General features: G+C 32.6%; 24 protein-coding genes and 1 riboswitch. Of the genes, 16 read left to right on the forward strand and 8 right to left on the reverse strand.

Annotated elements, in window-relative coordinates; all coding sequences use genetic code 11:
• Positions 1–3 precede the first annotated feature (3 nt).
• Complete coding sequence (gene mnmC2, locus VCM48_RS12990; RefSeq protein ID WP_482272227.1) at positions 4–663, forward strand: tRNA (5-methylaminomethyl-2-thiouridine)(34)-methyltransferase MnmC2; 660 nt, start codon at positions 4–6, stop codon at positions 661–663.
• A gap of 217 nt (positions 664–880) precedes the next feature.
• On the forward strand, positions 881–1,600 hold the full coding sequence (locus VCM48_RS12995; RefSeq protein WP_482270778.1) for a tRNA1(Val) (adenine(37)-N6)-methyltransferase: 720 nt from the start codon (positions 881–883) through the stop codon (positions 1,598–1,600).
• Between the two features lie 28 nt (positions 1,601–1,628).
• On the opposite strand, the gene VCM48_RS13000 is transcribed toward VCM48_RS12995, so the two are convergent.
• The 6 genes from VCM48_RS13000 to VCM48_RS13025 form a co-directional block, all read right to left on the reverse strand.
• On the reverse strand, positions 1,629–2,057 hold the full coding sequence (locus tag VCM48_RS13000) for an acyl-CoA thioesterase (protein ID WP_482270779.1): 429 nt from the start codon (positions 2,055–2,057) through the stop codon (positions 1,629–1,631).
• Between the two features lie 65 nt (positions 2,058–2,122).
• The gene (metE, locus tag VCM48_RS13005; protein ID WP_482270780.1) at positions 2,123–4,447 is read right to left on the reverse strand and encodes a 5-methyltetrahydropteroyltriglutamate--homocysteine S-methyltransferase; all 2,325 of its coding nucleotides are present in this window, start codon (positions 4,445–4,447) and stop codon (positions 2,123–2,125) included.
• 185 nt (positions 4,448–4,632) lie between these two features.
• Positions 4,633–4,819, reverse strand: a riboswitch (cobalamin riboswitch).
• A gap of 109 nt (positions 4,820–4,928) precedes the next feature.
• Positions 4,929–5,684, reverse strand: a complete 756-nt coding sequence (locus tag VCM48_RS13010; RefSeq protein WP_482270781.1) for a DJ-1/PfpI family protein — start codon at positions 5,682–5,684, stop codon at positions 4,929–4,931.
• Between the two features lie 7 nt (positions 5,685–5,691).
• Positions 5,692–6,966 (reverse strand): NAD(P)/FAD-dependent oxidoreductase, encoded by a 1,275-nt coding sequence (locus VCM48_RS13015; protein ID WP_482270782.1) that lies wholly within the window; start codon positions 6,964–6,966, stop codon positions 5,692–5,694.
• Positions 6,967–7,048: 82 nt separating this feature from the next.
• Complete coding sequence (locus VCM48_RS13020; RefSeq protein WP_482270783.1) at positions 7,049–7,618, reverse strand: Crp/Fnr family transcriptional regulator; 570 nt, start codon at positions 7,616–7,618, stop codon at positions 7,049–7,051.
• 113 nt (positions 7,619–7,731) lie between these two features.
• Complete coding sequence (locus VCM48_RS13025; protein ID WP_482270784.1) at positions 7,732–9,102, reverse strand: saccharopine dehydrogenase family protein; 1,371 nt, start codon at positions 9,100–9,102, stop codon at positions 7,732–7,734.
• Between the two features lie 80 nt (positions 9,103–9,182).
• On the opposite strand from VCM48_RS13025, the gene VCM48_RS13030 reads away from it, so the two are divergent.
• From VCM48_RS13030 to VCM48_RS13095, 14 genes are all read left to right on the forward strand, one after another.
• Positions 9,183–9,563 (forward strand): DUF423 domain-containing protein, encoded by a 381-nt coding sequence (locus VCM48_RS13030; RefSeq protein WP_482270785.1) that lies wholly within the window; start codon positions 9,183–9,185, stop codon positions 9,561–9,563.
• 86 nt (positions 9,564–9,649) lie between these two features.
• Positions 9,650–11,242 carry a phosphoenolpyruvate carboxykinase (ATP) gene (pckA, locus tag VCM48_RS13035; protein WP_274639154.1) on the forward strand — a complete coding sequence of 531 codons (1,593 nt, stop codon included), beginning with the start codon at positions 9,650–9,652 and terminating at the stop codon, positions 11,240–11,242.
• 90 nt (positions 11,243–11,332) lie between these two features.
• Entirely contained in the window at positions 11,333–12,955 is a 1,623-nt protein-coding gene (gene ade, locus VCM48_RS13040) for an adenine deaminase (protein WP_482270786.1), read from the forward strand.
• Positions 12,956–12,963: 8 nt separating this feature from the next.
• Positions 12,964–13,515 (forward strand): crossover junction endodeoxyribonuclease RuvC, encoded by a 552-nt coding sequence (ruvC, locus tag VCM48_RS13045; protein WP_099215880.1) that lies wholly within the window; start codon positions 12,964–12,966, stop codon positions 13,513–13,515.
• A 1-nt stretch (position 13,516) separates the two neighbouring features.
• Entirely contained in the window at positions 13,517–14,677 is a 1,161-nt protein-coding gene (gene hemW / locus VCM48_RS13050) for a radical SAM family heme chaperone HemW (protein ID WP_482270787.1), read from the forward strand.
• A gap of 12 nt (positions 14,678–14,689) precedes the next feature.
• Positions 14,690–15,439, forward strand: coding sequence for a cyclase family protein (locus VCM48_RS13055; RefSeq protein WP_482270788.1), 750 nt, complete (start codon positions 14,690–14,692; stop codon positions 15,437–15,439).
• A 503-nt stretch (positions 15,440–15,942) separates the two neighbouring features.
• Entirely contained in the window at positions 15,943–17,154 is a 1,212-nt protein-coding gene (locus VCM48_RS13060; protein ID WP_482270789.1) for an MDR family MFS transporter, read from the forward strand.
• The gene (locus VCM48_RS13065; protein WP_482270790.1) at positions 17,151–17,528 is read left to right on the forward strand and encodes a VOC family protein; all 378 of its coding nucleotides are present in this window, start codon (positions 17,151–17,153) and stop codon (positions 17,526–17,528) included. The genes VCM48_RS13060 and VCM48_RS13065 overlap by 4 nt, the downstream gene beginning before the upstream one ends.
• Positions 17,529–17,575: 47 nt before the next feature.
• A complete protein-coding gene (locus VCM48_RS13070) occupies positions 17,576–17,902 on the forward strand; it encodes a nucleotide pyrophosphohydrolase (protein ID WP_073182681.1) in 327 nt (108 codons plus the stop codon).
• Entirely contained in the window at positions 17,903–18,151 is a 249-nt protein-coding gene (locus VCM48_RS13075) for a hypothetical protein (RefSeq protein ID WP_274639162.1), read from the forward strand.
• A 6-nt stretch (positions 18,152–18,157) separates the two neighbouring features.
• The gene (locus VCM48_RS13080; protein ID WP_482270791.1) at positions 18,158–19,387 is read left to right on the forward strand and encodes a 3-phosphoshikimate 1-carboxyvinyltransferase; all 1,230 of its coding nucleotides are present in this window, start codon (positions 18,158–18,160) and stop codon (positions 19,385–19,387) included.
• Positions 19,388–19,454: 67 nt separating this feature from the next.
• Positions 19,455–20,504: a tRNA preQ1(34) S-adenosylmethionine ribosyltransferase-isomerase QueA gene (gene queA / locus VCM48_RS13085; protein ID WP_274639164.1), complete on the forward strand. Its 1,050-nt coding sequence runs from the start codon at positions 19,455–19,457 to the stop codon at positions 20,502–20,504.
• Positions 20,505–20,572: 68 nt separating this feature from the next.
• Positions 20,573–21,613, forward strand: a complete 1,041-nt coding sequence (gene rlmN, locus VCM48_RS13090; protein WP_274639165.1) for a dual-specificity RNA methyltransferase RlmN — start codon at positions 20,573–20,575, stop codon at positions 21,611–21,613.
• Between the two features lie 329 nt (positions 21,614–21,942).
• Positions 21,943–22,920, forward strand: coding sequence for a polyprenyl synthetase family protein (locus tag VCM48_RS13095; RefSeq protein WP_274639166.1), 978 nt, complete (start codon positions 21,943–21,945; stop codon positions 22,918–22,920).
• A 67-nt stretch (positions 22,921–22,987) separates the two neighbouring features.
• On the opposite strand, the gene VCM48_RS13100 is transcribed toward VCM48_RS13095, so the two are convergent.
• Together VCM48_RS13100 and groL are read right to left on the reverse strand one after the other, a co-directional pair.
• Complete coding sequence (locus VCM48_RS13100; RefSeq protein ID WP_482270792.1) at positions 22,988–23,437, reverse strand: hypothetical protein; 450 nt, start codon at positions 23,435–23,437, stop codon at positions 22,988–22,990.
• A gap of 103 nt (positions 23,438–23,540) precedes the next feature.
• Positions 23,541–25,178 carry a chaperonin GroEL gene (gene groL, locus VCM48_RS13105; protein WP_274639168.1) on the reverse strand — a complete coding sequence of 546 codons (1,638 nt, stop codon included), beginning with the start codon at positions 25,176–25,178 and terminating at the stop codon, positions 23,541–23,543.
• Positions 25,179–25,270: the final 92 nt, after the last annotated feature.

Here is a 25,270-nt window from a genome sequence, read left to right on the forward strand (position 1 = left end):
GTTATAAAACGAGAAATTATCATAACGTCTGATGGTTCTACAACCATTCATTTACCAGATTGGAATGAGCAATATCATTCTAAGCATGGCGCAATACAAGAGGCATATCATGTATTTATTAGAAATGGACTAAAGTATGTAGATACTAAAAGTGTTTCTATTTTAGAAATAGGTTTTGGTACAGGACTCAATTGTTTTATTACGCTTTTAGAAGCAGATATAAATATTGATTACGTTGGGGTTGAAGCTTATCCAGTAGCCAAGGAAGAAGTAGAGAAACTAAATTATGTTTCAGAGTTAGAGGCAGGAGACAAACAAGACCTTTTTGATAAAATTCACGAAGTTTCTTGGGAAGAAAAGCACAATATTACTCCTAATTTTTCATTGACTAAGCGTAAACAGTTTTTTGCTGAAATTACTGATGAAAATCAATTTGATTTGATTTATTTTGATGCCTTTGGAGCAAGAGTACAACCTGACTTGTGGACAGAAGATATTTTTAGAATTATGTTTGCTGCGTTAAAACCAGAAGGGGTTTTAGTAACTTACTCAGCTAAAGGAAGTGTACGACGAGCAATGCAAGCAGTAGGGTTTGATGTAGAGCGCTTACCTGGGCCTCCAGGAAAAAGAGAAATGTTACGAGCTACGAAAGTAGGCGAGTAATATTCAGCGCAGCTAAAAGCTTTGTAGAACTAAAGTTAGGAAGTAATACTTTAAGTAATCGGGGTAAAAATTAGAAAACAAACAGATGGAGTTTAAAAGACGTTTCGGTAATCGAAAAAGAGGAAATCCTAAAAGAGGATTGTTCTTAGTAATTTTATTAATTATTGTATTGTATTTGTTTTTCAATGCAGAAAAAATCCTTGGAAGATTTTTATAAATGAAACCATTTCAATTTAAAGAGTTTGCGGTACATCAAGATAAAACTGCAATGAAAGTTGGTACCGATGCAGTATTGTTAGGTGCATGGTGTAATTTAGGAGATTATCCAGATACAATGCTAGATGTTGGTTCTGGTACAGGTGTTATTTCATTAATGTTAGCACAACGAAGTGACGCCATGACGATTGATGCGGTAGAGGTGGATGGAGATGCTTATGAACAAACTGTAGAGAATTTTGAGCAATCAGATTGGGGGGATAGGCTCTTTTGTTACAATGCTTCTTTTGTGGAATTTGCAGAAGAAATGTCTGAGGAAGAAGAAGAGTATGATATAATTGTATCCAACCCACCATTTTATACCGATAACTACGAAACAGAAGATGTTGCGAGAAATAAAGCACGATTTACGAGTTCGTTGTCTTTTGAAGACTTATTAAAAGGAGTGAGTGAAATATTGTCCGAAAATGGAAGATTTTCAACGATTATACCATTCAAAGAAGAAGCGGATTTTATCAAGCTAGCTAAAAAGTATAATTTATACTTAAACAGAGTTTGTCGAGTAAAAGGAACTCCTACCACTGAAGTTAAACGTAGTTTATTAGAGCTGTCGTTTACTGAAAGTTCTATACAAGAAGAAGAATTAATTATAGAAACACAAAGGCACCAGTATACTGATGCCTATATAAATCTTACAAAAGATTTTTATTTGAAAATGTAACCTTTTGTATGGTTACATTTTCGAAGCTTTAATTTTGTTCTTGTTGTGAACAATGTAGTTCCTCTGTATCTGTTTTTATAACTGCTATTGGGTTTTTATTTTCATCAATCGCAACAAAAGTGAACTCACCTTCGATGGCTTTTTCTCTATGTTGAGAGTACATCTGTTCAGTAAAAATTTTAACGGTAACTTTTAAACTTTTATTACCAATATAACTCACTTTTCCTGTTAACTCAATAATAGTTCCAGCAGGAATAGGTTTTTTAAAATCAATTTTATCACTACTTACGGTTACAACTTTTTGTCTGCAAAATCGTGTTGCAGTAATAAAAGCAACTTCATCCATTAATTGCATGGCAGTTCCTCCGAACAGTGTATCATAATGATTGGTTGTATTTGGAAATACGGCTTTGAAAATTCGTGTTTCCGATTGTGTTATTTTTTCTTCAGTGGTCATTTTTTATTTCTTTAGTATGATTAGTGCCCGAACATGATAGTATTCAGGCACTTTTTAAACCGTTATTAGTTTACAGTTTCTAAGGTGTTAGTATTGTAGTTTAATGAAGCTTCTTTTGCAGCTGAAACCATAGCAAGTAATGCTTTTTCAGTTTCATCCCAATGCCTAGTTTTAAGACCGCAATCTGGATTTACCCAAAGTAGAGAAGCTGGAATAACTTTTTGAGCTTTGTGTAAGAGTTCAACCATTTCTTTGGTAGAAGGAACTCTAGGAGAATGAATGTCATAAACACCAGGACCAATTTCATTTGGATATTTAAAATCAGCAAAGGCGTTTAGTAACTCCATTTGAGAGCGTGAACATTCAATAGTAATAACATCAGCATCCATATCAGCAATGTTCTGAATAATATCGTTAAATTCAGAATAGCACATATGAGTATGTATTTGCGTAGCGTCATCTACACCGCAAGATGAAATTTTAAAAGCTTCAACAGCCCATCTTAAATAATTTTCCCAGCCTGATTTTCGTAAAGGAAGTCCTTCTCTTATAGCTGGTTCATCAATTTGAATAATTCGGATACCTGCTTTTTCAAGATCAGCAACTTCATCGCGAATAGCTAACGCAATTTGTTTACAAGTAACTGAGCGAGGTTGATCATTACGAACAAACGACCATTGTAAAATAGTAACTGGGCCAGTTAACATACCTTTAACCCATTTGTCAGTTAAAGATTGAGCATATTGCGACCAATAAACAGTCATTGGATGAGGTCTGTATACATCGCCATAAATAATAGGAGGTTTTACACAACGACTACCATAACTTTGAACCCAACCTTTTTTAGTGAAAGTAACCCCAGCAAGCTGTTCTCCAAAATACTCTACCATGTCATTTCGTTCATATTCACCATGAACTAATACATCAAGATCTATTTTTTCTTGCCATTGAATGGTTTTTTGAGTTTCCTTTTTAAGTAAATATCTATATTCCTCACTACTTAAATTTCCCTTTTTATACTGAGCCCTCCAGCTTCTAACCTCTTTGGTTTGAGGGAATGAACCAATAGTTGTGGTAGGAAATAAAGGTAAGTTTAATACTTTTTCTTGTGCTTCTTTACGAACCGAAAAGTCATTTTTTCTTTGAGAATCTAATTTAGTAACGGCATTAACACGCTGTTTTACATCATTGTGGTGAATTAATGTAGAAGACTTTCTACTAGCTATAGCTTTTTTGTTTTCTTCAAAAGCAGTTAAAACAGTTTCATCATTCGTACTTTCAGATAACTTTTTTAACAAACTTACCTCTGTGAGTTTTTGTTTAGCGAAAGCAAGCCATTGTTTAATTTGGCTGTCTAAAGATGTCTCTAAATCTAAATCACATGGAGAATGTAATAAGGAACAAGAAGGAGCTATAAAAACTCTGTCAGAACCTAATTTATCTGTAGTTTTTTGAATGAGTTGCAAGGACTTTTCAAAATCATTTTTCCAAATATTTCTACCATCTACAATACCTAATGATAAAGTTTTGTTTTCAGTAATTGTGTTCAATACATCATCTAATTGTTCTTCACAACGAACTAAATCGATGTGTAAAGCGTCTATAGGAAGTGTATTAGCTAATGAGAGATTATCTTTTAAACCTTCAAAGTAGGTAGTGACTATAAACTTTAGATTAGGAAACTTTTTCCTAATCTCATTATAGACAAATTGATATGTTTCTTTGGCTTTTTCGTTTAAATCTAATGCTAAAAAAGGTTCGTCAAATTGAATCCATTCAGCACCTTGTACTTGAAGCTCTTGTAAAATTTCAATATATACAGGAAGTAGTTTTGAGGCTAAATCTAATTTATCAAAACCGTCCTCTTTTTCTTTACCTAAAAGGAGGTAACTAACTAAACCAATAATTACAGGTTTAGCATTAACACCTGCTTGTTTGGCTCCAGCAAACTCATTAATAATTTTGTTAGAAAATAGTTTAAATTCCTGATTTTTATAAAACTCTGGAACGATGTAATGGTAGTTTGTGTCAAACCATTTAGTCATTTCCATAGCAGTGATATCAAGATCATCTTTTTGATATCCTCTTGCCATGGCAAAATAAAGATCCAATTCCGGGTTTGAAGTTTTTAAAGCTACTTCATTGTAACGTTTAGGAATTGCGCCAACAGTAAGTGTCATATCTAACACTTGATCGTAATAAGAAAAATCATTACAAGGAATAAGGTCTATTCCTGCTTCTTGTTGTGTTTTCCAGTTTTGTTGACAGATGTTTTTTCCTGTTTCAAGAAGTTCCTGTAAACTAGTTTTGCCCGACCAATATTGCTCGCAGGCTTTTTTGAGTTCTCTGTTGCTACCTATACGCGGATAGCCAAGAATGTGCGTTTGCATTTCTTTTTAACTTTTATAATTAAACATTAATTTTAAAAGCTCTTTTAGATGCTTCGCAATGCTAAAAAACGATGTGATGTTTGAGGAAAAATAATGACATACCAAAAAGCACAGCATTTCATAGAAGAAAGTGTGCGTTAAAATATATCATTGGTATGACCCAAAAGCTTCAAATCGCGAAAGCATTGTCAATATCCGAATAGGCAGGTCTCCTGACTTATAACAGTTTTTATCATCCTTCCCGCTTTTGGCAGTGGATACTCTAGGATAAAAACCTTTGGTGTGTTACTTACAGTTGCGCGACAGTTCGTGATTTGCACACGATTCCCTATTAATCTACAGCTAAGTAAAACCTTTCCGGTTGATGAAGTATGTAAAGAACTTATCGGGGTAAATGTATGTATTATTTTTTTAGAACTGGTAATAAAAAAAGCATCAGTATACTGATGCTTCTTGAGTTTTAACAAGATTTTAAATTTTGTTATTTTTCCCAGTTTTTAAGTTGATCCAGATATAAGTAGCTTTCAATAAATTTTCTATGTTCAGTATTTGTCATAATTTCGAGTAGTTCTAAAGCTGAAATATAACTTGCTAAATTTCCGTTTGAAGATAAAAATTTACCATCTTTAATAAAAGTTACCAAACTGTCGTTTTGAACTTTTAAATTAGGGTAATCTTTTTGTAGTTGCTCACCACCACCAATCCATGTTACAATTTTATGACCATCAGCTATGCCAGATTTACCAATTAAATTAGCACCAGCACAATTACTAACAGTGTATTGGGTCTCTTGATTTTTTGTTTTTATAAAATCTACAACTTTATTGTTGTGTACTTGTGCGTACATGTCGTAAGCACTTGGTACAAATAAAGCTGCTAGTTTAGGGCAATTATCAAAAGTATAGTCAGGAACAAAATGCATTCCTTCTTCAGTAGTAATTGGTTTAGCTGTTTCAGCTATAGTAACTACATTAAAAAGTTGTTTGCCTTTTTTGTCTACTTTACCAAAAACATCAGACGTTGCTATAACTTCTCCTTGTAAAACTCCGTTAAACATTAAAAGTCCAATAGTTGGTAGATCAGGATTAAATGGTTTTAGGTGCTTAGTTAGTGTATCATTTGGAGATAGAACTTGTTCAACTTTTTCAGCTTTGTTATCTGTTTTCGATTTTTCTGAATTACAACTAACAGTAATAATTGTAAAAATTAGTAGTGTGATAATACTTAAATTTTTCATGCGTACTTTATTTAGTATCTCTTTGAGTAGGTTTAATAATCATTCTAAAATATTGGTCTTTGTATATGTAGTAGCCTAACCAGTTGTATAGAGTTCTTACTTTGTTTTTAAAATTTACAAGCCCCATGATATGTACAAAAATCCAAATTAGCCAAGCAACAAAACCTTTTAAGGATTGTTTTTGACCAGGGAAGTCAAGTACAGCCTTATTTCGTCCAATGATAGCTAAAGATCCTTTGTCGTTGTACTGGAAAGTTTTCCAGTTATCATCTTTCCTTTTAAGGTTTTTAGCTAAGTTCTTTGCCTGCTGTAATGCTGGTTGCGCTAATTGTGGGTGTCCGTTAGGATAGTTTTTATCACCTAAGATTAAGGCGCAGTCACCTAAAGCATAGATGTTATCATATGAGTGTACAAGGTTAAACTGATTTGTTTTTAGTCTTCTACCAGGACCAAAGCTTTCTTCTGAAAAGCCATCAAATGTTTTTGCAGATACACCAGCTGCCCATATAAGGTTTTTAGTATGTATTTCTTCTCCGTTTGATAAATACACGGTTTCGCCATCAAAGTCATTAACCATTGTATTCATTGTTAGCTTAACACCTAATTCACTTAATTTTTTAGAAGTGTATTCTTGTGCTTTTTTAGACATTGGAGCTAAAACAGAATTTTGGCCATCAATAAGATGTATTTCTCCAAAGTCATTTTTGTCTAGTTCGGGGTAATCTTTTATGATGATAGAAGTTTTTATTTCAGACAAAATTCCTGAAAGTTCAACTCCAGTAGGTCCAGCTCCTGCAATTACAAAAGTTAAACACTTTTTTCTTTCCTCTGGATTGTGGATTCTAGTAGCACGGTCAAATCGAGTTAAAATTACATTTCTAAGAGATAAGGCATCACTAATAGTTTTCATAGGTAAACTATACTTTTGAATGCTTTTATTTCCAAAAAAATTAGTCTCTGTACCGGTAGCCATTACTAAGATATCATACTCTATATCTCCATTACTTACCACAATTTTGTTTTCTTCTGGGACAACTTTTTCAAGGGTGCCAAGTCGAAAACGGGCGTTTTTAAATTTTCTTAAAATTTTTCTGAATGGATAGCTAATTGCAGATGGCTCCATAAAACCTGTGGATACTTGGTAGATTAAAGGAGGAAAGAAATTGTAGTTGTTACTATCTACTAGAATAATCTGATAATTTTCTGAATTTCCTAATCCTTTTATAAGTTCTAATCCAGCAAAACCGCCGCCAACAACGACGATTTTTTTCATATTTTTCATAATGCTATTATGCCCTTAAATTAATATAAGTACAAAGGTAGTTAAGAAGATTTCAGTAAAAAATAAACTAGCTTAAGAAATGTTACTTTCTTTTAATTTCACTTAAGTATTCAGGGGTTAACCCTAAAAAGCTGGCTAATGAATATTGAGGAACTCGTTGTACAAACTCTGGGAAGTCTTCTCTAAATCTAAAAAACATTTCTTCCTTAGAGTAGCTGTTTATGTATTTTAAGCGCATTAAAGCAGCTCCGTAAGCTGTTTCATAGATGCTTCTAAAATATTTTTCTAGTAATGGGAATTTGCTTAATAATTCATTGTATTTCGAAAAGGAGATTGATAAAACTATAGAGTTTTCAACTGCCTCTATAGTAAAGTTAGAGCGTTTTTGATTTTGAAAAGCTAAAAAATCAGTTAGCCACCAATTCTCCAAAGCAAATTGTGTAGTTTTTTTGTGGCCTAAATCATCAATAAAATATAATTGTAAACAACCTTTAGCAACAAAAAATAGTTTATCACAACGGTTACTTGTTGGTAATAAAGCTTCTTTTTTCTTGTAGGACTGACAGTCAAAAAATGAAAGTACTTCAGTTAATTCTTCTTCTGAAAGATTTGTGTAACTTTTAATATGATTTTTTAAAATGCTTTCAGCCATATCCTAGTGTAGTATTTAAAGGTAAAAATACTAACTTTATAAAGACTCTATTTAGTTTTAAAAGAAAAAGGCACCAAATACATTGATGCCTTTTGTGTTAGTTTAGAAAGGTTTTACCCTTTTATGCTTTCAGGATTATATCCTAAATAAGGTACTTCTTTTTCAACAAAATTAATTCCGTAATCTTCCAACTCTTTTAAAATTGGCTCGTATACTTCTTTGTTGATTGGTAATTGTACACCGGGAGTTGTAATATCATTATTTAAAATACGTACGGTAGCCATGGCTACAGGTAAACCAACCGTTTTTGCCATTGCAGTATAGGTTTGATCATCACCTTTAATAACCATACTACTTTCTATTTGGAACTTGTCTTCTTTGTATTGGTATCCAAAAATATGGTGCATTACAATCATGTCTTTATCTTCGGCTTCAAGGGTCCAAGAATCCATCAATATTTTTTGTAAAATTTCAGCAGGAGTTGCGTTTTTCAATCCTACTTTTTTATTTGGGTTGAAGATGTCTAACTCCAAAAATTTATCCCACATTAAATCATCTTGATCAATCTTTGCATATGAACGGAATTTCAACTCTACAGAATCAGAAGGAGAATAAGCTAAGAAAAGATTTGTGAAATCGCGATAGCTCATATTCTCAGAGTCTTCAATAGTATACGTGTCATCAGTCATTCCTAATTGAACAAATACATTCCAAGCACGAGAAAAACCAACTTTACGAATAGTTCCACGATACATGGTTTTAATATCTTCTAGACCATAAATGCTTCTATACTTTAAAGAGTCTCGGTTAGCATAGGCTTCAAACTTGCCACTACCATTAATAGTTAAAAATTCAGTCCTTCTAAATAGTTTTTGATATGGGATATACTTATAGGTTCCTTCTTGAATAAACATTGAAGCTCCACCTTGACCTGCTAATACAACGTTTCTAGGATTCCAAGTAAATTTATAGTTCCATAAATTAGTATCACTTTCAGGAGCAACCAATCCACCACAAAAAGATTCAAATAATAACATTTTTCCTCCTTGTTCCTTTATACGATCAATAACTTGCATAGCACTCATGTGGTCAATTCCTGGATCAAGACCAATTTCATTCATAAACACTAACCCTTTAGCTTTAGCCTGTTCATCTAAAGCTTTCATTTCATCAGAAATATATGAGGCAGTAACCATGTGTTTACCATAAGTAATGCAATCTTTAGCTACTTCAATATGAAAACGAGCGGGTAACATTGAAATAACAATGTCTGCTTTTTGAATTGCATTTGAGCGTTCTTCTGCATTAAAAACATCTAATTGAATTGCTGTAGCGTTTGAATGATTGTTAACTTTAGATTGAGCACTTTCTAATGAAACATCACCAATAGTTATATGTAGGTTCTCTTCTGAAGATTTATCTAATAAATATTTTATAAGTGAAGAGCTTGACCTACCAGCACCAATTATCAATATATTTCTCATTATAATGTATTTTTGTTATCAATAAATTTTGAGGCGACAATATCGCTAAAAAAGTTTAAATTTAAACAAAAACTATAAAAATGTATAAAAATTTAACAATAGCAGGGGTTTTAGGAGTCGTTGCTGTTATTTTAGGAGCTTTTGGAGCCCACACTTTAAAAACGAAATTAACACCAGAAGCTTTAGAGAGTTTTGAAACCGCTGTACGCTATCAGTTTTTTCATGTACTATTATTACTTTTTGTAAACATGTTTACTGAGTTTACAAACAAAGAAAAGAACAGAATTAGTTATTTCTTGATAGCAGGGATTTTATTGTTTTCAGGATCGATATATTTAATTTACTTAGCTAATGTTCCTGCAAAAGCAATTTGGTTTATAACACCTTTAGGAGGAATACTATTAATTGTGGGTTGGAGCCTATTAACATATAGCTTTTTAAAAAAAGTTATTAAAAGTTAAAGTTGATAAAATCTTTGTATCATTCATCTTTTTAATCAAAAAGAACTATTTTTGTCCAAAATTAAACACAACTAAAATCTTTTAAGATGACAAATCTTGATACGAAAACGATATCGTTAGATAACTTAGGAATAAAAGACGCTACGGTTCGTTATCAATTAACTTCAGACGAGTTACACGACATCACTATTGAAAAAGAACAAGGAGTAGAAACTAGTTTTGGAGCATTGGCTGTTAAAACAGGTGAGTTTACAGGTCGTTCTCCAATGGATCGTTTTATCGTTAAAGACGATATAACTAAAGACCAAGTTTGGTGGGGAGATATAAACATCCCTTTCGATTCAGAAAAATTTGACAAGCTATACGATAAAGTAACAAACTATTTATCAAATAAAGAGGTATTTGTACGTGATAGTTATGCATGTGCAGATGAAGATTACAAACTAAACATTCGTGTTGTAAACGAATATCCTTGGAGTAACATGTTTGCACACAACATGTTTTTACGTCCTACAGCAGAGGAGTTAAAAAACTTTTCTCCAGAATGGACAGTAGTAAACGCTCCAGGTTTTATGGCTGATCCAGAAGTAGATGGAACACGCCAACACAACTTTGCTATCTTAAATTTTACTAGAAAAGTAGCATTAATTGGAGGTACAGGGTACACAGGAGAAATTAAGAAAGGAATTTTTTCTGCGTTAAACTTTATTTTACCAGTATTTAAAAACACATTACCAATGCACTGTTCTGCAAACGTTGGTAAAGATGGTGATACAGCTATCTTCTTCGGGTTATCAGGTACAGGTAAAACTACTTTATCTACGGATCCAAATCGTAGTTTAATTGGTGATGATGAGCATGGTTGGACTGCTGAAAACACAATCTTTAACTTTGAAGGTGGTTGTTATGCAAAAGTAATCGACTTATCTCAAGAGAAAGAACCAGAAATTTACGGAGCAATTAAAAGAGGAGCAATCCTTGAAAATATTGTGATGGATGATAAAGGAAATGTGGATTTTGCTGATACATCAATTACACAAAATACACGTGTAAGTTATCCAATTTATCACATTGAAAATATTCAAACACCATCTAAAGGTGCAAACCCAAAGAACATCTTCTTCTTAACAGCAGATGCTTTTGGAGTATTGCCTCCAATATCTAAATTAACACCAGGTCAAGCAGCATATCACTTTATTTCTGGATACACAGCAAAAGTAGCAGGTACTGAGGCTGGAATTAATGAGCCATTACCAAGTTTTTCAGCTTGTTTTGGAGCTCCATTTATGCCATTACACCCAACACGTTACGCTGAAATGTTAAGCAAGAAAATGCAAGAAGCAGGAGTAAACGTTTGGTTAATTAATACTGGATGGACAGGTGGTGCTTACGGTACTGGTAGCAGAATGAAATTAAAGTACACTCGTGCTATGATTACTGAAGCTTTACAAGGTAATTTAGAAAACGTTGAATTTGTACAACACCCAATTTTTGGATTATCAATGCCAACTACTTGTGAAAATGTTCCTGATGAAGTGTTAAATCCAAAGCAAACATGGGCAGATAAAGATGCTTATGATGCAAAAGCTATGGAGTTAGCTAATTCATTCAGAAAGAACTTTGCTCAGTTTGAAGAAATGGCAAGTGAGGAAATTATTAAAGGTGGACCAATAGCGTAACCTTTAAAACATAAATACTAAGAAAGCATCCACTATGGATGCTTTTTTTATGAAAAATACTCAGTATTTTAGCAGTAAATAAATTTTAGCATGATTGTACAGGGAAATATAGTCGATATACAAAATAAACGAATCTTTAAAGGAGAAGTTGAGGTTAAAGAAGGAAAGATTATACAAATTAGAGAGGTAGAAAACACTTCAGAAAATTATATTTTACCTGGATTTATAGATGCACATATTCATATTGAAAGCTCGATGTTAGTGCCATCGGAGTTTGCAAAAATAGCGGTAACTCACGGTACCGTAGCTACGGTATCTGACCCACATGAAATAGCCAATGTGCTAGGTGTGAAAGGAGTTGACTTTATGGTTGAAAACGGAAAGAAAGTTCCGTTAAAATTCAATTTTGGAGCGCCATCATGCGTGCCAGCAACTTCTTTTGAAAGTGCAGGAGCGGTAATTGATTCAGAAGACATCAAAAAAATGATGCAGAATCCTGATATCAAATATTTAGCAGAGATGATGAACTATCCAGGAGTAATTTATCAAGATGAAGAAGTTTTGAAAAAAATAGCTTGGGCAAAACATTATAACAAACCAGTAGATGGACATGCACCGGGATTAAGAGGAGAGGATCTAGATAAATACATAGCAGTAGGAATTTATACCGATCATGAATGTTTCACTTATGAAGAAGGATTAGAAAAATTACAAAAAGGAATGAAAGTCATCATTAGAGAAGGAAGTGCTGCAAAAAACTTCGAAGCACTGATTGATTTACTTCCTAAATATTATGAGAACATGATGTTTTGTTCTGATGATAAGCACCCAGATGATTTGTTATTAGGACATATCAACCAATTATGTGAGCGTGCAGTAGCGAAAGGAATAGATGTTTTTAAAGTATTACAAGCTGCTTGTATCAATCCAGTAAAACATTATAATTTGGATGTAGGAACTTTAAACGAAGGAGATGATGCTGATTTTATAGTAGTAAAAGACTTACAAAAGTTTAAGGTGTTACAAACCTATATCAATGGGAAATTAGTAGCCGAAAAAGGAGAATCATTCGTACAACATGTAGACTTTGAATTACTAAATAATTTTGATACTGATAAAAAAAATATTGCTGATTTTGAGTTTCATTCAGCATCTGAAAAAATTCGAGTGATTGAAGCCTTAGATGGAGAATTAGTGACGAATGAAATAGAGGCGGATTCTTTAATAAAAGATGGAAATTTAGTTTCAGATGTAGAGAATGATGTATTGAAAATGACGGTAGTAAACCGTTATGAAAGTGCAGAACCATCCATAGCCTTTATTAAAAACTTCGGACTAAAAGAAGGAGCCATAGCAAGTTCTGTTGGTCATGACTCACATAATATTATTGCAGTAGGAGTATCCGATGAATTGATTTGTAAGGCAGTAAACTTATTGATAGAGAATAAAGGAGGAGTTTGTGCGGTAACTGAATCCGAAGAAAAAGTAGTTCCTCTTCCAGTAGCAGGAATTATGTCAGATAAACCAGCGGTTGAAATAGGGAAAGCCTATGCAGAATTGGATGTAATGGCAAAACAATTAGGTAGTAAATTACGAGCTCCGTATATGACCTTATCTTTTATGGCATTGTTGGTAATTCCATCTTTAAAGCTATCAGACAAAGGACTGTTTGATGGAAACACATTTAAATTTACCTCTTTAGAGGTTAAATAACCTGAAGTTTGAAGACAGAAAAAATTATATTAGGGATTGACCCAGGAACTTCCATTATGGGGTTTGGAATTATAAAGGTAGTAGGGAAAAAGATGGAGTTTGTGCAGATGAATGAACTACTTTTAAAAAAGTATGATGATCATTATTTAAAACTCAAAATTATTTTTGAACGTACTATTGAATTGATTGATACTTATCATCCAGATGAAATAGCTTTAGAAGCTCCTTTTTTTGGTAAAAATGTACAATCAATGTTAAAATTAGGACGTGCGCAAGGTGTTGCCATGGCAGCAGGATTGTCAAGACAAATTCCTGTAACCGAATACGCACCTAAGAAAATTAAAATGGCAATTACAGGAAAAGGGACAGCGAGTAAAGAACAAGTAGCCTTGATGTTAAAGTCGTTATTGAACTTAAAAGAACTCCCTAAAAACCTAGATGCGACAGATGGATTAGCAGCAGCGGTGTGCCATTTCTATAATTCAGGAACTAAAGTAGGAGGTAAGAACTATACAGGTTGGGCAGCGTTTGTAAAGCAGAACCCAGGAAAAGTGAAATAATTTGGCAGGAATTTATCTACATATCCCGTTTTGTAAGCAAGCGTGTTATTATTGCGATTTTCACTTTTCTACCTCTTTAAAAAAGAAAGAAGAGTTGGTATCTTGCTTGGTAAAAGAATTGGAGTCAAGAAAAGAAGAACTTCTAAATGAAACCATAAAAACTATCTATTTTGGAGGAGGAACACCGAGCCTGTTGTCGATTGACGAGTTACAATTGTTGATTGATATAATTTATCAAAATTATACCGTTTTAGAAAATCCAGAAATTACCTTAGAAGCTAATCCAGATGATTTATCAGAAGAAAAAATAATTGAATTATCTAAGACTTTAATTAACCGATTAAGTATTGGAATTCAATCTTTTTTTGAAGAAGACTTACAACTCATGAATCGTGCTCATAATGCAAAAGAAGCAAAAAACTGTTTGTCTTTAGCGACACGCTACTTTGATAATATTACCATTGATTTGATTTACGGAGTCCCGAATATGAGTAATGAACGTTGGAGAGAAAACTTACAAATTGCTTTTGATTTTGGAATCAATCATATTTCATCTTATGCATTAACAGTAGAGCCTAAAACAGCCTTAGACTCCTTTATCAAACAAGGAAAATATCCAGATGTTGATGAAGCTGTAGCCAAAGAACATTTTGATATTCTGGTAGCAGAAACCGCTAAAAATGGATTTGTTCACTACGAAATTTCCAACTTTGGAAAACCTAATTATTTTTCAAAACACAATACAAGTTACTGGTTAGGGAAAAAGTATATAGGAATTGGTCCGTCAGCACATTCGTTCAATAAAACACATCGTAGTTGGAATGTAGCCAACAATGCAAAATATATCAAAGCAATTCAAGAAGGAAAACTCCCTTTAGAGCAAGAGAAACTCACTAAGGAAGATCAGTTTAATGAATATTTAATGACAGGGTTAAGAACCATTTGGGGAGTGTCGTTAGAAAAAGTCACGCAAGAATTTGGAGAAGAATTCAGAAAGAGTCTCCTTAAAAATGCCGAGAAATTTATTAATCAAGGTCTATTGGTTATAGAGAATGAGTTGAACCAACCTGATTCTGATAACAATGTTAAGAAGGTTTTGAAAACAACTTCAAAAGGAAAGTTCTTAGCAGATGGGTTGGCTAGTGAGTTATTCATAATTTAGGTATATTTGAGTATGATAGCAACAATTGAATACAACTCAAGAAAACACAAAATAGATTTATCAAAACCGTTAGATATATCCATAGCTATTGACACTTCTAAGGAAAATGTAAATGCTTGGTATTTAGATGATCCGAAAATTTTCCCCGTTTCCGATGGAGATTGGGTAGGAAGTGTACAAAAAGGCGCTGATGTAAATTTTAATAATATACAGTTTAATCCGCATTCACATATTACACATACCGAATGTGTTGGCCATATAACAGAAGAAGTTTATTCAGTAAATAAAGAGCTATCAAAATTTTTCTTTTTAGCAGAAGTAGTGACTATCGCTCCAGAACAATTAAAAAATAAGGATTTTGTAATTTCAAAAAAACAATTACAAAATGTTATAGGAAATAAAAAGCGTGATGCAATAGTCATCAGAACTTTACCGAACTTATCAGACAAAAAATCGATGCGTTATTCAAATACAAATCCAACTTATTTGTTAGAAGAAGCAGCGATTTATCTTCGAGAAAAAGGAATTGAGCACTTATTAATAGATTTACCATCGGTAGACAAAGAAAAAGACGAAGGAAAATTGTTAGCACATAATGCTTTTTGGAATACACAAGGAGAAATTAGAATGCAGTCAACTATAACTGAATTTATATATGTATCCAATAAAATAAAGGATGGAACTTACTTTTTAAACTTGATGGTAGCGCCGTTTGAAAACGATGCTACACCTAGTAAACCTATTCTTTACGAAATACTTTAGTTATTATGATAAAAAACTATTACAGAATTTTAGGTAAGCATACTTATCTAAAATTCTGTAATGTTTTGTTGATATAACTCAGTAAATGTTTCTTTTTAGGGATCTCTATTCGTTCGGCGAGATTTACTTTATGTTTCATTTACATTATCAAAGATAAAGTAGATGTTGAAAGAAAAACAAAAATTAAGATTAAATGAAAGTTACTGTAGATGAACGGTTAAAATAAAGCTTTTAAGAGTATCGATAATTGTAAGAAAAATAAAATATAGAGTCTTTTGTAAAACCTATTTGTTTTTTTTATAGATTTACGACCATAAAATTACAACAATGACAATTTTTAATACATATAAGCAATGTAAATCGACTGTGGTAAGACACAGAAACGATCGGGCAATGTATGTATTATAGCTATGTTTATATAAAATATAATGATTACAAAAAGTCCGACTGAAAAGTCGGACTTTTTACTTTTATAACTAAAACAACCACTAAACTTTAATTATATGAAAAAACTCTACTTTAACTATTTAAACACCTTTAAAGGGCTCTCAAACGAAGTTTGGTGGCTTTCATTAATAACTCTGATAAACAGAGCAGGAACTATGGTAATTCCGTTTTTATCATTGTACCTAACAAAAAGCTTAAATTTTACTTTAAAAGATGTGGGCTGGATTATGACTTGTTTCGGGTTAGGGTCTGTATTGGGGTCTTGGTTAGGAGGTAAGCTAACGGATAAAATAGGTTTTTATAAGGTGATGAAAACTAGCCTGTTTTTGACAGGAATCCTTTTTATAGCGTTACAATTCGTAAATACTTTTGCAGGTTTTTGTTTAGGTATTTTCTTAGTAATGTTAGTAGCAGATACATTTAGACCAGCTATGTTTGTTGCATTAAGTACTTACAGTAAACCAGAAAATAAAACACGTTCAGTAACTCTAATTCGTTTAGCAATTAACTTAGGTTTTTCAGCAGGTCCTGCCGTTGGAGGATTAATTATAACCTCGTTAGATTATAGTGGATTGTTTTGGGTAGATGGAGTTACCTGTATTTTGGCAACAGTTTTACTGGTAAATGTATTAAATCCTAAGAAAGCAAAAGCGTTAGATGAAACAAAAGTAGAGAATCCACAATCAGTATTTTCAGATAAGGCTTTTTGGGTGTTTTTTGTAGGAATGTTTGTTTTCGGATTTATTTTCCTGCAATACTTTTCTACAATGCCTTTATATTATAAAGACGTTCATCATTTAACAGAGTTAGAAATAGGTTTGTTAATGGGGCTTAACGGGTTCTTTATATTCTTATTAGAAATGCCACTTATTAAATGGTTAGAAGAAAGTAAGTATACCAAAGAGTTTTTAATGTTTTTTGGACTGTTACTAACAGGACTAAGTTTTGTAGTAATAAACTTAACAGGTTGGGTAGGAATTTTAATTGTAGGAATGTTACTGATGACTATAGGAGAAATGATTGCATTTCCTTTTTCAAATGCTTTTGTGATGGAGCGTGCAAAAAAAGGAAATCAAGGAGAATACATGGCATATTATAGCATTGCGTTCTCAATGTCACATATTTTTGGGCATAATTCAGGTATGCAATTAATAGATAATATTGGTTTTGATAATACTTGGAATTTTATGATTGTGTTATCAGCCATTGGAGTATTGTTCTTGTTAATGTTAGTAAGAATTGTAAAAAGAGAAAAAGTAATCGCATGAACTTAAATCAAGTAACGATACCTTCTATTGATGTGAATATATCTGTAGAGTTCTATAAAAAACTAGGCTTGCATCTTATCGTAGATGCAAGCCCTAGATATGTTCGTTTTGAAGTACCAGATGGAGAAGCAACGTTTTCAATTCATCAAGTAGGAAAATTATCCAAGGGAGAAGGAGTTACTCTCTATTTTGAAGATGATAATTTAGATGAGTTAGTAGAAGAATTACAACAAAAAGGAATTCAGTTCACTCAGTTACCAATAGACCAACGATGGTTATGGAGAGAAGCTCATTTGTTAGATCCTGATGGAAATAAATTAATTCTGTATAAAGCAGACGAATACAGAAAAAATCCGCCTTGGCGAATCAAATAAGAAATAGAAGTTTTTATCTTTGAATATTTAATAAGAAAGTAGAAAGCATGAATATACAAGACGCACAAAAACAAGTAGATGATTGGATTAAAAATCACGGAGTACGTTACTTTAATGAGTTAACAAATATGGCGCAACTAACAGAAGAAGTTGGAGAGGTAGCTAGAATTATTGCGCGTCGTTATGGAGAGCAAAGCGAAAAAGAAAGTGATAAAAACAAAGATTTAGGAGAAGAGTTAGCAGATGTGATGTTTGTGGTATTGTGTTTAGCAAATCAAACAGGAGTAAACTTACAAGAGGCATTTGATAAGAAGCTAGATATAAAAACTAAGAGAGATCACGATCGTCATCATAATAACAAAAAACTACAATAAATGAGTCTCATAAAAAATATACAAAAAGGAAGTTTTTGGATTAATGTTTTAAAAGTAGGAACCCCATTTTTGATAATAGTAGCTGTCTTTTCTTTATTATTCAAAACAGGAGGAGCTATTTTTTCAGGAGACTTTGAAACTGTATACAATGTACATTTCGCAAATAAACAGTGGATTCGCTTTTGGTTAAGTAAAGTTGTAATCGCACTTATTTACAGTATATACATTGTAAATAAAAAAACGAAGTAGTTTTTTATGGATTTAAGATTAAAAACCGAAGAGTTTAATTCGGGTACTCATATAACGATTTCAGGGTCAAAAAGTGAATCAAATAGATTACTGATTTTACAGCAATTATATCCCGATTTACAGATAGAAAATTTATCAGATTCTGATGATACACACCATTTACAAGGAGCGTTAACTTCTGATGATACAGTTGCAGACATTGGACATGCAGGAACTGCGATGCGTTTTTTAACTGCTTTTTTCGCAACACAAGAAGGTGTTACAAAAATATTGCAGGGTTCAGACCGTATGCACAACAGACCAATACAAATTTTAGTTGATGCTTTACGCAATTTAGGAGCAGATATAGAGTACGTTGAAAAAGAAGGATACCCGCCACTCAAAATATCAGGGAAAAAACTAACAAAGGATAAAGTTTCAATTAATGGAAATGTAAGTAGTCAATACATTTCAGCATTAATGCTAATTGCTCCAAGCCTGGAAAAAGGATTGGAAATTGAATTGATAGGAGAAATTACTTCGGTTCCTTATATCAACATGACTTTACAGTTACTACATCAATTAGAAATTAAGGCTGAATTTGAAGGACAGCTTATAAAAATCAAACCAAAATCAGCTGTAAAAAAGCAAACAGTAGTTGTAGAGTCTGATTGGAGTTCGGCATCTTATTTTTATTCGATTATAGCGTTGAGCGAAGTAGGTTCTTCTGTGAAATTATCAGCTTATAAAAAAGATAGTCTACAAGGAGATAGTTGTTTGTCAGAAATATATAAACATTTTGGAGTAACTACTGTTTTTGAAGAAAATTCAATTCTTTTAACAAAAGAAAAAAAGCATAACTCAGAAGTATTAGAGCAAGATTTAAAAAATGCACCAGATATAGCGCAAACTATTGCAGTTACTTGTTTCGGGTTAGGAATTGCTTGTGATTTGTCAGGATTACATACGTTAAAAATTAAAGAAACCGATCGCTTAGAAGCATTACGTGAGGAGTTAACAAAATTAGGAGCTGATATTTCTGTAACGAATGAAAGTTTACATTTAAAATCATCTTCAGAAATTAAAGAAAGCATTCAAATAGCTACCTATAATGATCACCGAATGGCGATGGCATTTGCACCACTAGCATTAAAAGTTCCTATTGAAATTTTAGAAGCTGAAGTAGTAACAAAATCATATAGAAATTTTTGGAAAGATATGCTTAGTGTAGGAATTCAGAATGTTACCATAAAATAATACGGCAATCGCTTGACAACCCCTATGTTGAAATTGTATATTTGCCATCGTTAAGAAAATTTTACAAATGAAATTATCAAATTTTAATTTTGAATTGCCAAAAGAATTATTGGCAGAATATCCTTCAGAGCACAGAGACGAAGCACGATTAATGGTATTGCACCGTGACACACAAAAAATCGAGCATAAACTATTTAAAGATTTAATCGATTATTTTGATGAAGGAGATGTAATGATGTTAAACAATACGAAAGTATTTCCTGCCCGTATGTACGGAAACAAGGAAAAAACAGGAGCTCGTATTGAAGTATTTTTATTACGTGAGTTAAATGCTGAAAATCGTTTGTGGGATGTATTAGTAGACCCAGCAAGAAAAATAAGAATAGGTAATAAGTTATTCTTTGGAGACGATGAGAGTTTAGTAGCTGAGGTTATTGATAATACTACTTCACGTGGTAGAACATTACGCTTCTTATTTGATGGTCCTTATGAGGAATTCAGAAAGAAATTAATCGAGTTAGGAGAAACTCCATTACCAAAATACATTAAACGTGAGGTAGAGCCAGAAGATGAAGACCGTTACCAAACGATCTTTGCAAAGCACGAAGGAGCAGTAGCAGCACCAACTGCAGGTTTACACTTCTCTAAACACTTAATGAAACGTTTAGAAATTAAAGGTGTAGATTTTGCTGAAACAACGTTACATGTAGGTTTAGGTACCTTTAACCCAGTTGAGGTTGAAGACTTATCAAAGCATAAGATGGATTCTGAGCAAATTGTTATTCCACAAGCTAGTGCAGATATGGTGAATAATGCTATTGCTAATAAGAAAAGAGTATGTGCAGTAGGTACTACAGTGATGAGAACGATTGAATCATCAGTGTCTTCAAGCAACCAATTAAACGCTTTTGAAGGGTGGACTAACAAGTTTATTTTCCCTCCATATGATTTTAGTATAGCTAATTGTATGGTGACAAACTTCCACACACCAAAATCAACATTGTTAATGATGGTATCTGCATTTGCAGGGCACGATTTTGTTATGGAAGCATACCAAGAAGCAATAAAAGAAAAATATAAATTTTACTCGTACGGAGATGCGATGTTAATTTTATAAAATAGTTTTTTAAACCATTAACAAAACCTCACAAGTTACTTGTGAGGTTTTGTGTATTTTTGTACTAGATGACACTAAAGAAGAAAGACATACGCGCATTAACCAAAGAACAGCTTCGTGATTTTTTTGTTGAAAACGGAGATAAAGCTTTTCGTGGTAACCAAGTATATGAATGGTTATGGCATAAAGCAGCACATTCGTTTGATGATATGACAAGTTTATCTAAAGCAACAAGAAAAATGCTTGATGAAAACTTTGTAATCAATCATATTGAAGTTGATACAATGCAGCGTAGTAATGATGGTACTATTAAAAATGCAATTAAACTTCATGACGGGTTAATTGTAGAGTCAGTTTTAATTCCTACTGAAAAACGTACTACTGCTTGTGTATCTAGTCAAGTAGGTTGTAGTTTGGACTGTAAGTTTTGTGCAACAGCTCGTTTAAAACGTATGCGTAATTTGAATGCAGATGAAATTTACGATCAAGTTGTAGCAATTGATAAACAGAGCAGATTATACCATAACCATAAATTATCAAATATTGTTTTTATGGGAATGGGAGAACCTTTAATGAATTACAATAATGTAATTAAAGCTATTGATAAAATAACTTCAGAAGAAGGCTTAGGAATGGCAGCTCGTAGGATTACAGTATCAACTTCTGGTGTACCTAAAATGATTAAAAAGATGGCAGATGATGAGGTGCGTTTTAATTTAGCTGTTTCTTTACATTCTGCTATTGATGAAGTTCGAACATCTATAATGCCATTTAACTCTACTTTTCCGTTAAAAGACTTAAAAGAATCATTAGAATATTGGTATGAAAAAACAAAACGAAAAATAACGTATGAATATGTTGTTTGGAATGGAATTAACGATAGAAAAGAAGATATTGATGCATTGGTTCGATTCTGTAGTTATGTTCCTTGTAAAGTCAATTTAATTGAATATAACCCAATAGATGATGGAGAGTTTCAGCAAGCTTCAGATAGAGCTTTAAATAATTATATTTCTAATTTAGAAATGAACGATATTGTAGTAAATGTACGTCGTTCTAGAGGAAAAGATATTGATGCAGCTTGTGGGCAATTAGCAAATAAATCTTAGGCTTACATAAACAAAAAAACGATAAGAAAAGAGAGTAGCATTAAACTTAAGTTAAAGATAGCTTTGTAAAGTTTTAGTTTTTTTGAGAAAGCTAATACAATTACATCTAATATTCCCAATAAAAATATAGAAGGAACACCTAAAAAAGTATATGGTAAAATAATTGGGTTACCTAAACAAGAACGCTGATTACTGTCAGAAATATAAATACCAAATGATATAAAAGAGATACAGATTATAAGAAAAATAAGTCCTCTTGTCTTTAAATGTTTCATATTTTTTTTAAAATCAAAAGTAAACATTATTTATTCTTATTTTTGTTCACTAATATGAAGCCAGTAGAGCAAATAAAACTTCCGATTGCTAAAGAAATGGAACTCTTTGAAACTAAGTTCAAAGACTCGATGTTGTCTAAAGTTCCATTATTAAATAGAATAACTTATTATATAGTTCGTAGAAAAGGAAAACAAATGCGACCTATGTTTGTGTTTTTAGTTGCAAAAATGGTTTCTAACGGCGGTTTTGATGAGCGTACATATAGAGGAGCATCTGTGGTGGAGTTAATTCACACAGCAACCTTAGTGCATGATGATGTAGTTGATGATAGTAATCGACGCAGAGGTTTTTTCTCAATTAATGCGCTTTGGAAAAATAAAATAGCCGTTTTAGTAGGTGACTATTTACTTTCTAAAGGACTATTGTTGTCTATAGATAATGAAGATTTCGATTTGTTAAAACTGATTTCTATAGCTGTTCGAGAAATGAGCGAAGGAGAATTATTACAAATTGAAAAAGCTCGTAAACTTGATATTACAGAGGAGGTTTATTTTGAAATCATCCGTCAAAAGACAGCTACGTTAATAGCAGCTTGTTGTGGTATAGGTGCCGCATCGGTTGGAGCAAATAATGAAACTGTTCAACAAATGAGAAAGTTTGGAGAGTATATTGGTATTGCCTTTCAAATTAAAGATGATTTGTTTGATTATACAGAGGATAAAATAGGAAAGCCAACAGGAATTGATATCAAAGAACAAAAGATGACACTTCCATTAATTTATACATTGAATACTTGTTCACAAAAAGAAAAATCGTGGTTAATCAATTCGGTTAAAAAGCATAATAAAAACAAAAAAAGAGTAAAAGAAGTTATTGCTTTTGTAAAAGAAAATGGTGGACTAGAATATACTACTGCCAAAATGCACGATTATAAAAACAAAGCATTGGCTATTCTCAATAATTACCCTGATTCAGATTATAAAGACTCTTTATTACAAATGATTGATTATGTTGTGGAGAGAAAAATATAAATATGTACAAAAATAAAAACTCGAGAATTTCTCGAGTTTTATAATGTTAACAGATCTACTATTTTTATTATAACTTATAAATGTGTATTTCTTTATCAACCATAACTGACCTAGTGATTTTTTTAACTTTACTCATTCTGATATCTTGTAGACGGTAAAGTCTGTTAATACCATTTCCTAGTACGAGTTCATTATCTAGAAAAATCTTTGTTACTGTAGATGAAGTCACAGGAGAATTTTGTCCAAATTTTCTAGATACATTTAATGTACTTGAATTGTCAATACGAGTAAAGTTAGAGTTTAACTGTGTGTTAATTAACTTTTTCAACTTACGACTACTAACTCTTGAGTTGCTTTTTAAAAAATCTAAAAGTAACTGGTTTGATTTGACTTGATTGTTGTCAATTATAATTTCAATTGATTCTTTTGGTTTTTTCTTTGATTCTTTTCCTTCTTGAGCAAATAAGTTTAAAGATAATAAAGTAATAAATAGTAATAAATAATTTTTTGTTTTCATAGTATAAATTTTAATATTTAAATATTTAGCATCAAAAATCGCTCCAAAAAAAACCTCGAGACATGTCTCGAGGTTTCTTATATCTATCTATGGAGATTCGCCATTACATCATTCCTGGCATTCCACCACCCATTGGAGGCATTCCGCCACCAGCAGGAGCATCTTCTTTAATATCTACTAAAGCACACTCAGTAGTTAAGATCATTCCTGCTACTGAAGCAGCATTTTCTAAAGCCACACGAGTTACTTTTTTCGGATCGATGATACCAGCTTCTAACATGTCTACATATTGTTCAGACTTAGCGTCATATCCAAAGTTTTGGTTTTCTTCTAAAACTTTATTAATTACAACAGAACCTTCACCACCAGCATTTTCAACAATAGTACGTAAAGGAGATTCGATAGCTCTATTTACAATTTGAATACCTGTAGTTTCATCTAAATTCTCTGTAGTAATTGTTTCTAATACTTTTTTAGCACGCACTAAGGCAACACCACCACCAGCAACAATTCCTTCTTCTACAGCAGCTCTTGTAGCATGTAAAGCATCATCAACACGGTCTTTCTTTTCTTTCATTTCTACTTCAGAAGCAGCACCAACATATAATACAGCAACACCACCAGCTAATTTCGCTAAACGCTCTTGTAATTTTTCACGATCGTAATCAGAAGTAGTAGTCTCAATTTGTGCTTTAATTTGGTTTACACGAGCCTTGATTTGTGCTTCGTCACCAGAACCGTTAACAATTGTAGTATTATCTTTATCAATAGTTACTGTTTCAGCAGTACCTAATAAATCTAAAGTTGCATTTTCTAAAGAGAAACCTCTTTCTTCAGAAATCACAGTACCACCAGTTAAAATAGCGATATCTTCTAACATTGCTTTTCTACGATCACCAAACCCTGGAGCTTTTACAGCAGCAATTTTTAATCCACCACGTAATTTGTTAACTACCAAAGTAGCTAAAGCTTGTCCGTCAACATCTTCGGCAATGATTAATAATGGCTTTCCTGATTGAGCAACAGGTTCTAAAATTGGAAGAATTTCTTGTAAGTTAGAAATCTTTTTGTCAAATAATAAAATATAAGGATTGTCTAAATCAGCAATCATTTTATCAGCGTCTGTTACGAAGTATGGAGATAAATATCCACGGTCAAACTGCATTCCTTCAACAACATCAACATACGTGTCAGTTCCTTTAGCTTCTTCAACAGTAATAACACCTTCTTTTCCAACTTTACCAAATGCTTCAGCAATTAAATTACCAATTACAGCATCGTTATTAGATGAAATTGAAGCTACTTGCTTAATTTTTTCTGATGAATCACCAACTTCTTTTGATTGCTTTGCTAAATCTTCAGTAATAGCAGCTACAGCTTTATCAATACCACGTTTTAAATCCATAGGATTAGCACCCGCAGCTACGTTTTTTAAACCTTCTTTTACAATAGCTTGTGCTAATACAGTCGCAGTAGTAGTACCGTCACCTGCTAAATCGTTAGTTTTAGAAGCTACTTCTTTTACCATTTGAGCCCCCATGTTTTCTAACTCGTCTTCTAGCTCTACTTCTTTTGCAACAGAAACTCCATCTTTTGTTACGTGAGGAGCTCCGAAAGATTTAGAAATAATAACGTTACGTCCTTTAGGTCCTAAAGTTACTTTTACTGCATTAGCTAATGCATCTACACCACGTTTTAATCCGTCGCGAGCGTCTACATCAAATTTTATATCTTTTGCCATGTTTGTTTAAGTTTTTTAGCCGTTAGCATATAGCTTTTGGCTTAGTTTTTAAATTTTGTTTAATTGGCTAGTAGCGAAAAGCTAATAGCAAA

The organism is Tenacibaculum sp. DPLXC6 (assembly GCF_056815515.1).

What these genes read in the sequence shown, in the direction of transcription:
- VCM48_RS12995 (WP_482270778.1), top strand. Translation starts at nt 881, where the DNA reads ATGAAACCATTTCAATTTAAAGAGTTTGCGGTACATCAAGATAAAACT.
- VCM48_RS13000 (WP_482270779.1), bottom strand. Translation starts at nt 2,057, where the DNA reads ATGACCACTGAAGAAAAAATAACACAATCGGAAACACGAATTTTCAAA.
- metE (WP_482270780.1), bottom strand. Translation starts at nt 4,447, where the DNA reads ATGCAAACGCACATTCTTGGCTATCCGCGTATAGGTAGCAACAGAGAA.
- VCM48_RS13010 (WP_482270781.1), bottom strand. Translation starts at nt 5,684, where the DNA reads ATGAAAAATTTAAGTATTATCACACTACTAATTTTTACAATTATTACT.
- VCM48_RS13015 (WP_482270782.1), bottom strand. Translation starts at nt 6,966, where the DNA reads ATGAAAAATATGAAAAAAATCGTCGTTGTTGGCGGCGGTTTTGCTGGA.
- VCM48_RS13020 (WP_482270783.1), bottom strand. Translation starts at nt 7,618, where the DNA reads ATGGCTGAAAGCATTTTAAAAAATCATATTAAAAGTTACACAAATCTT.
- VCM48_RS13025 (WP_482270784.1), bottom strand. Translation starts at nt 9,102, where the DNA reads ATGAGAAATATATTGATAATTGGTGCTGGTAGGTCAAGCTCTTCACTT.
- VCM48_RS13030 (WP_482270785.1), top strand. Translation starts at nt 9,183, where the DNA reads ATGTATAAAAATTTAACAATAGCAGGGGTTTTAGGAGTCGTTGCTGTT.
- pckA (WP_274639154.1), top strand. Translation starts at nt 9,650, where the DNA reads ATGACAAATCTTGATACGAAAACGATATCGTTAGATAACTTAGGAATA.
- ade (WP_482270786.1), top strand. Translation starts at nt 11,333, where the DNA reads ATGATTGTACAGGGAAATATAGTCGATATACAAAATAAACGAATCTTT.
- VCM48_RS13055 (WP_482270788.1), top strand. Translation starts at nt 14,690, where the DNA reads ATGATAGCAACAATTGAATACAACTCAAGAAAACACAAAATAGATTTA.
- VCM48_RS13060 (WP_482270789.1), top strand. Translation starts at nt 15,943, where the DNA reads ATGAAAAAACTCTACTTTAACTATTTAAACACCTTTAAAGGGCTCTCA.
- VCM48_RS13065 (WP_482270790.1), top strand. Translation starts at nt 17,151, where the DNA reads ATGAACTTAAATCAAGTAACGATACCTTCTATTGATGTGAATATATCT.
- VCM48_RS13070 (WP_073182681.1), top strand. Translation starts at nt 17,576, where the DNA reads ATGAATATACAAGACGCACAAAAACAAGTAGATGATTGGATTAAAAAT.
- VCM48_RS13075 (WP_274639162.1), top strand. Translation starts at nt 17,903, where the DNA reads ATGAGTCTCATAAAAAATATACAAAAAGGAAGTTTTTGGATTAATGTT.
- VCM48_RS13080 (WP_482270791.1), top strand. Translation starts at nt 18,158, where the DNA reads ATGGATTTAAGATTAAAAACCGAAGAGTTTAATTCGGGTACTCATATA.
- queA (WP_274639164.1), top strand. Translation starts at nt 19,455, where the DNA reads ATGAAATTATCAAATTTTAATTTTGAATTGCCAAAAGAATTATTGGCA.
- rlmN (WP_274639165.1), top strand. Translation starts at nt 20,573, where the DNA reads ATGACACTAAAGAAGAAAGACATACGCGCATTAACCAAAGAACAGCTT.
- VCM48_RS13095 (WP_274639166.1), top strand. Translation starts at nt 21,943, where the DNA reads ATGAAGCCAGTAGAGCAAATAAAACTTCCGATTGCTAAAGAAATGGAA.
- VCM48_RS13100 (WP_482270792.1), bottom strand. Translation starts at nt 23,437, where the DNA reads ATGAAAACAAAAAATTATTTATTACTATTTATTACTTTATTATCTTTA.
- groL (WP_274639168.1), bottom strand. Translation starts at nt 25,178, where the DNA reads ATGGCAAAAGATATAAAATTTGATGTAGACGCTCGCGACGGATTAAAA.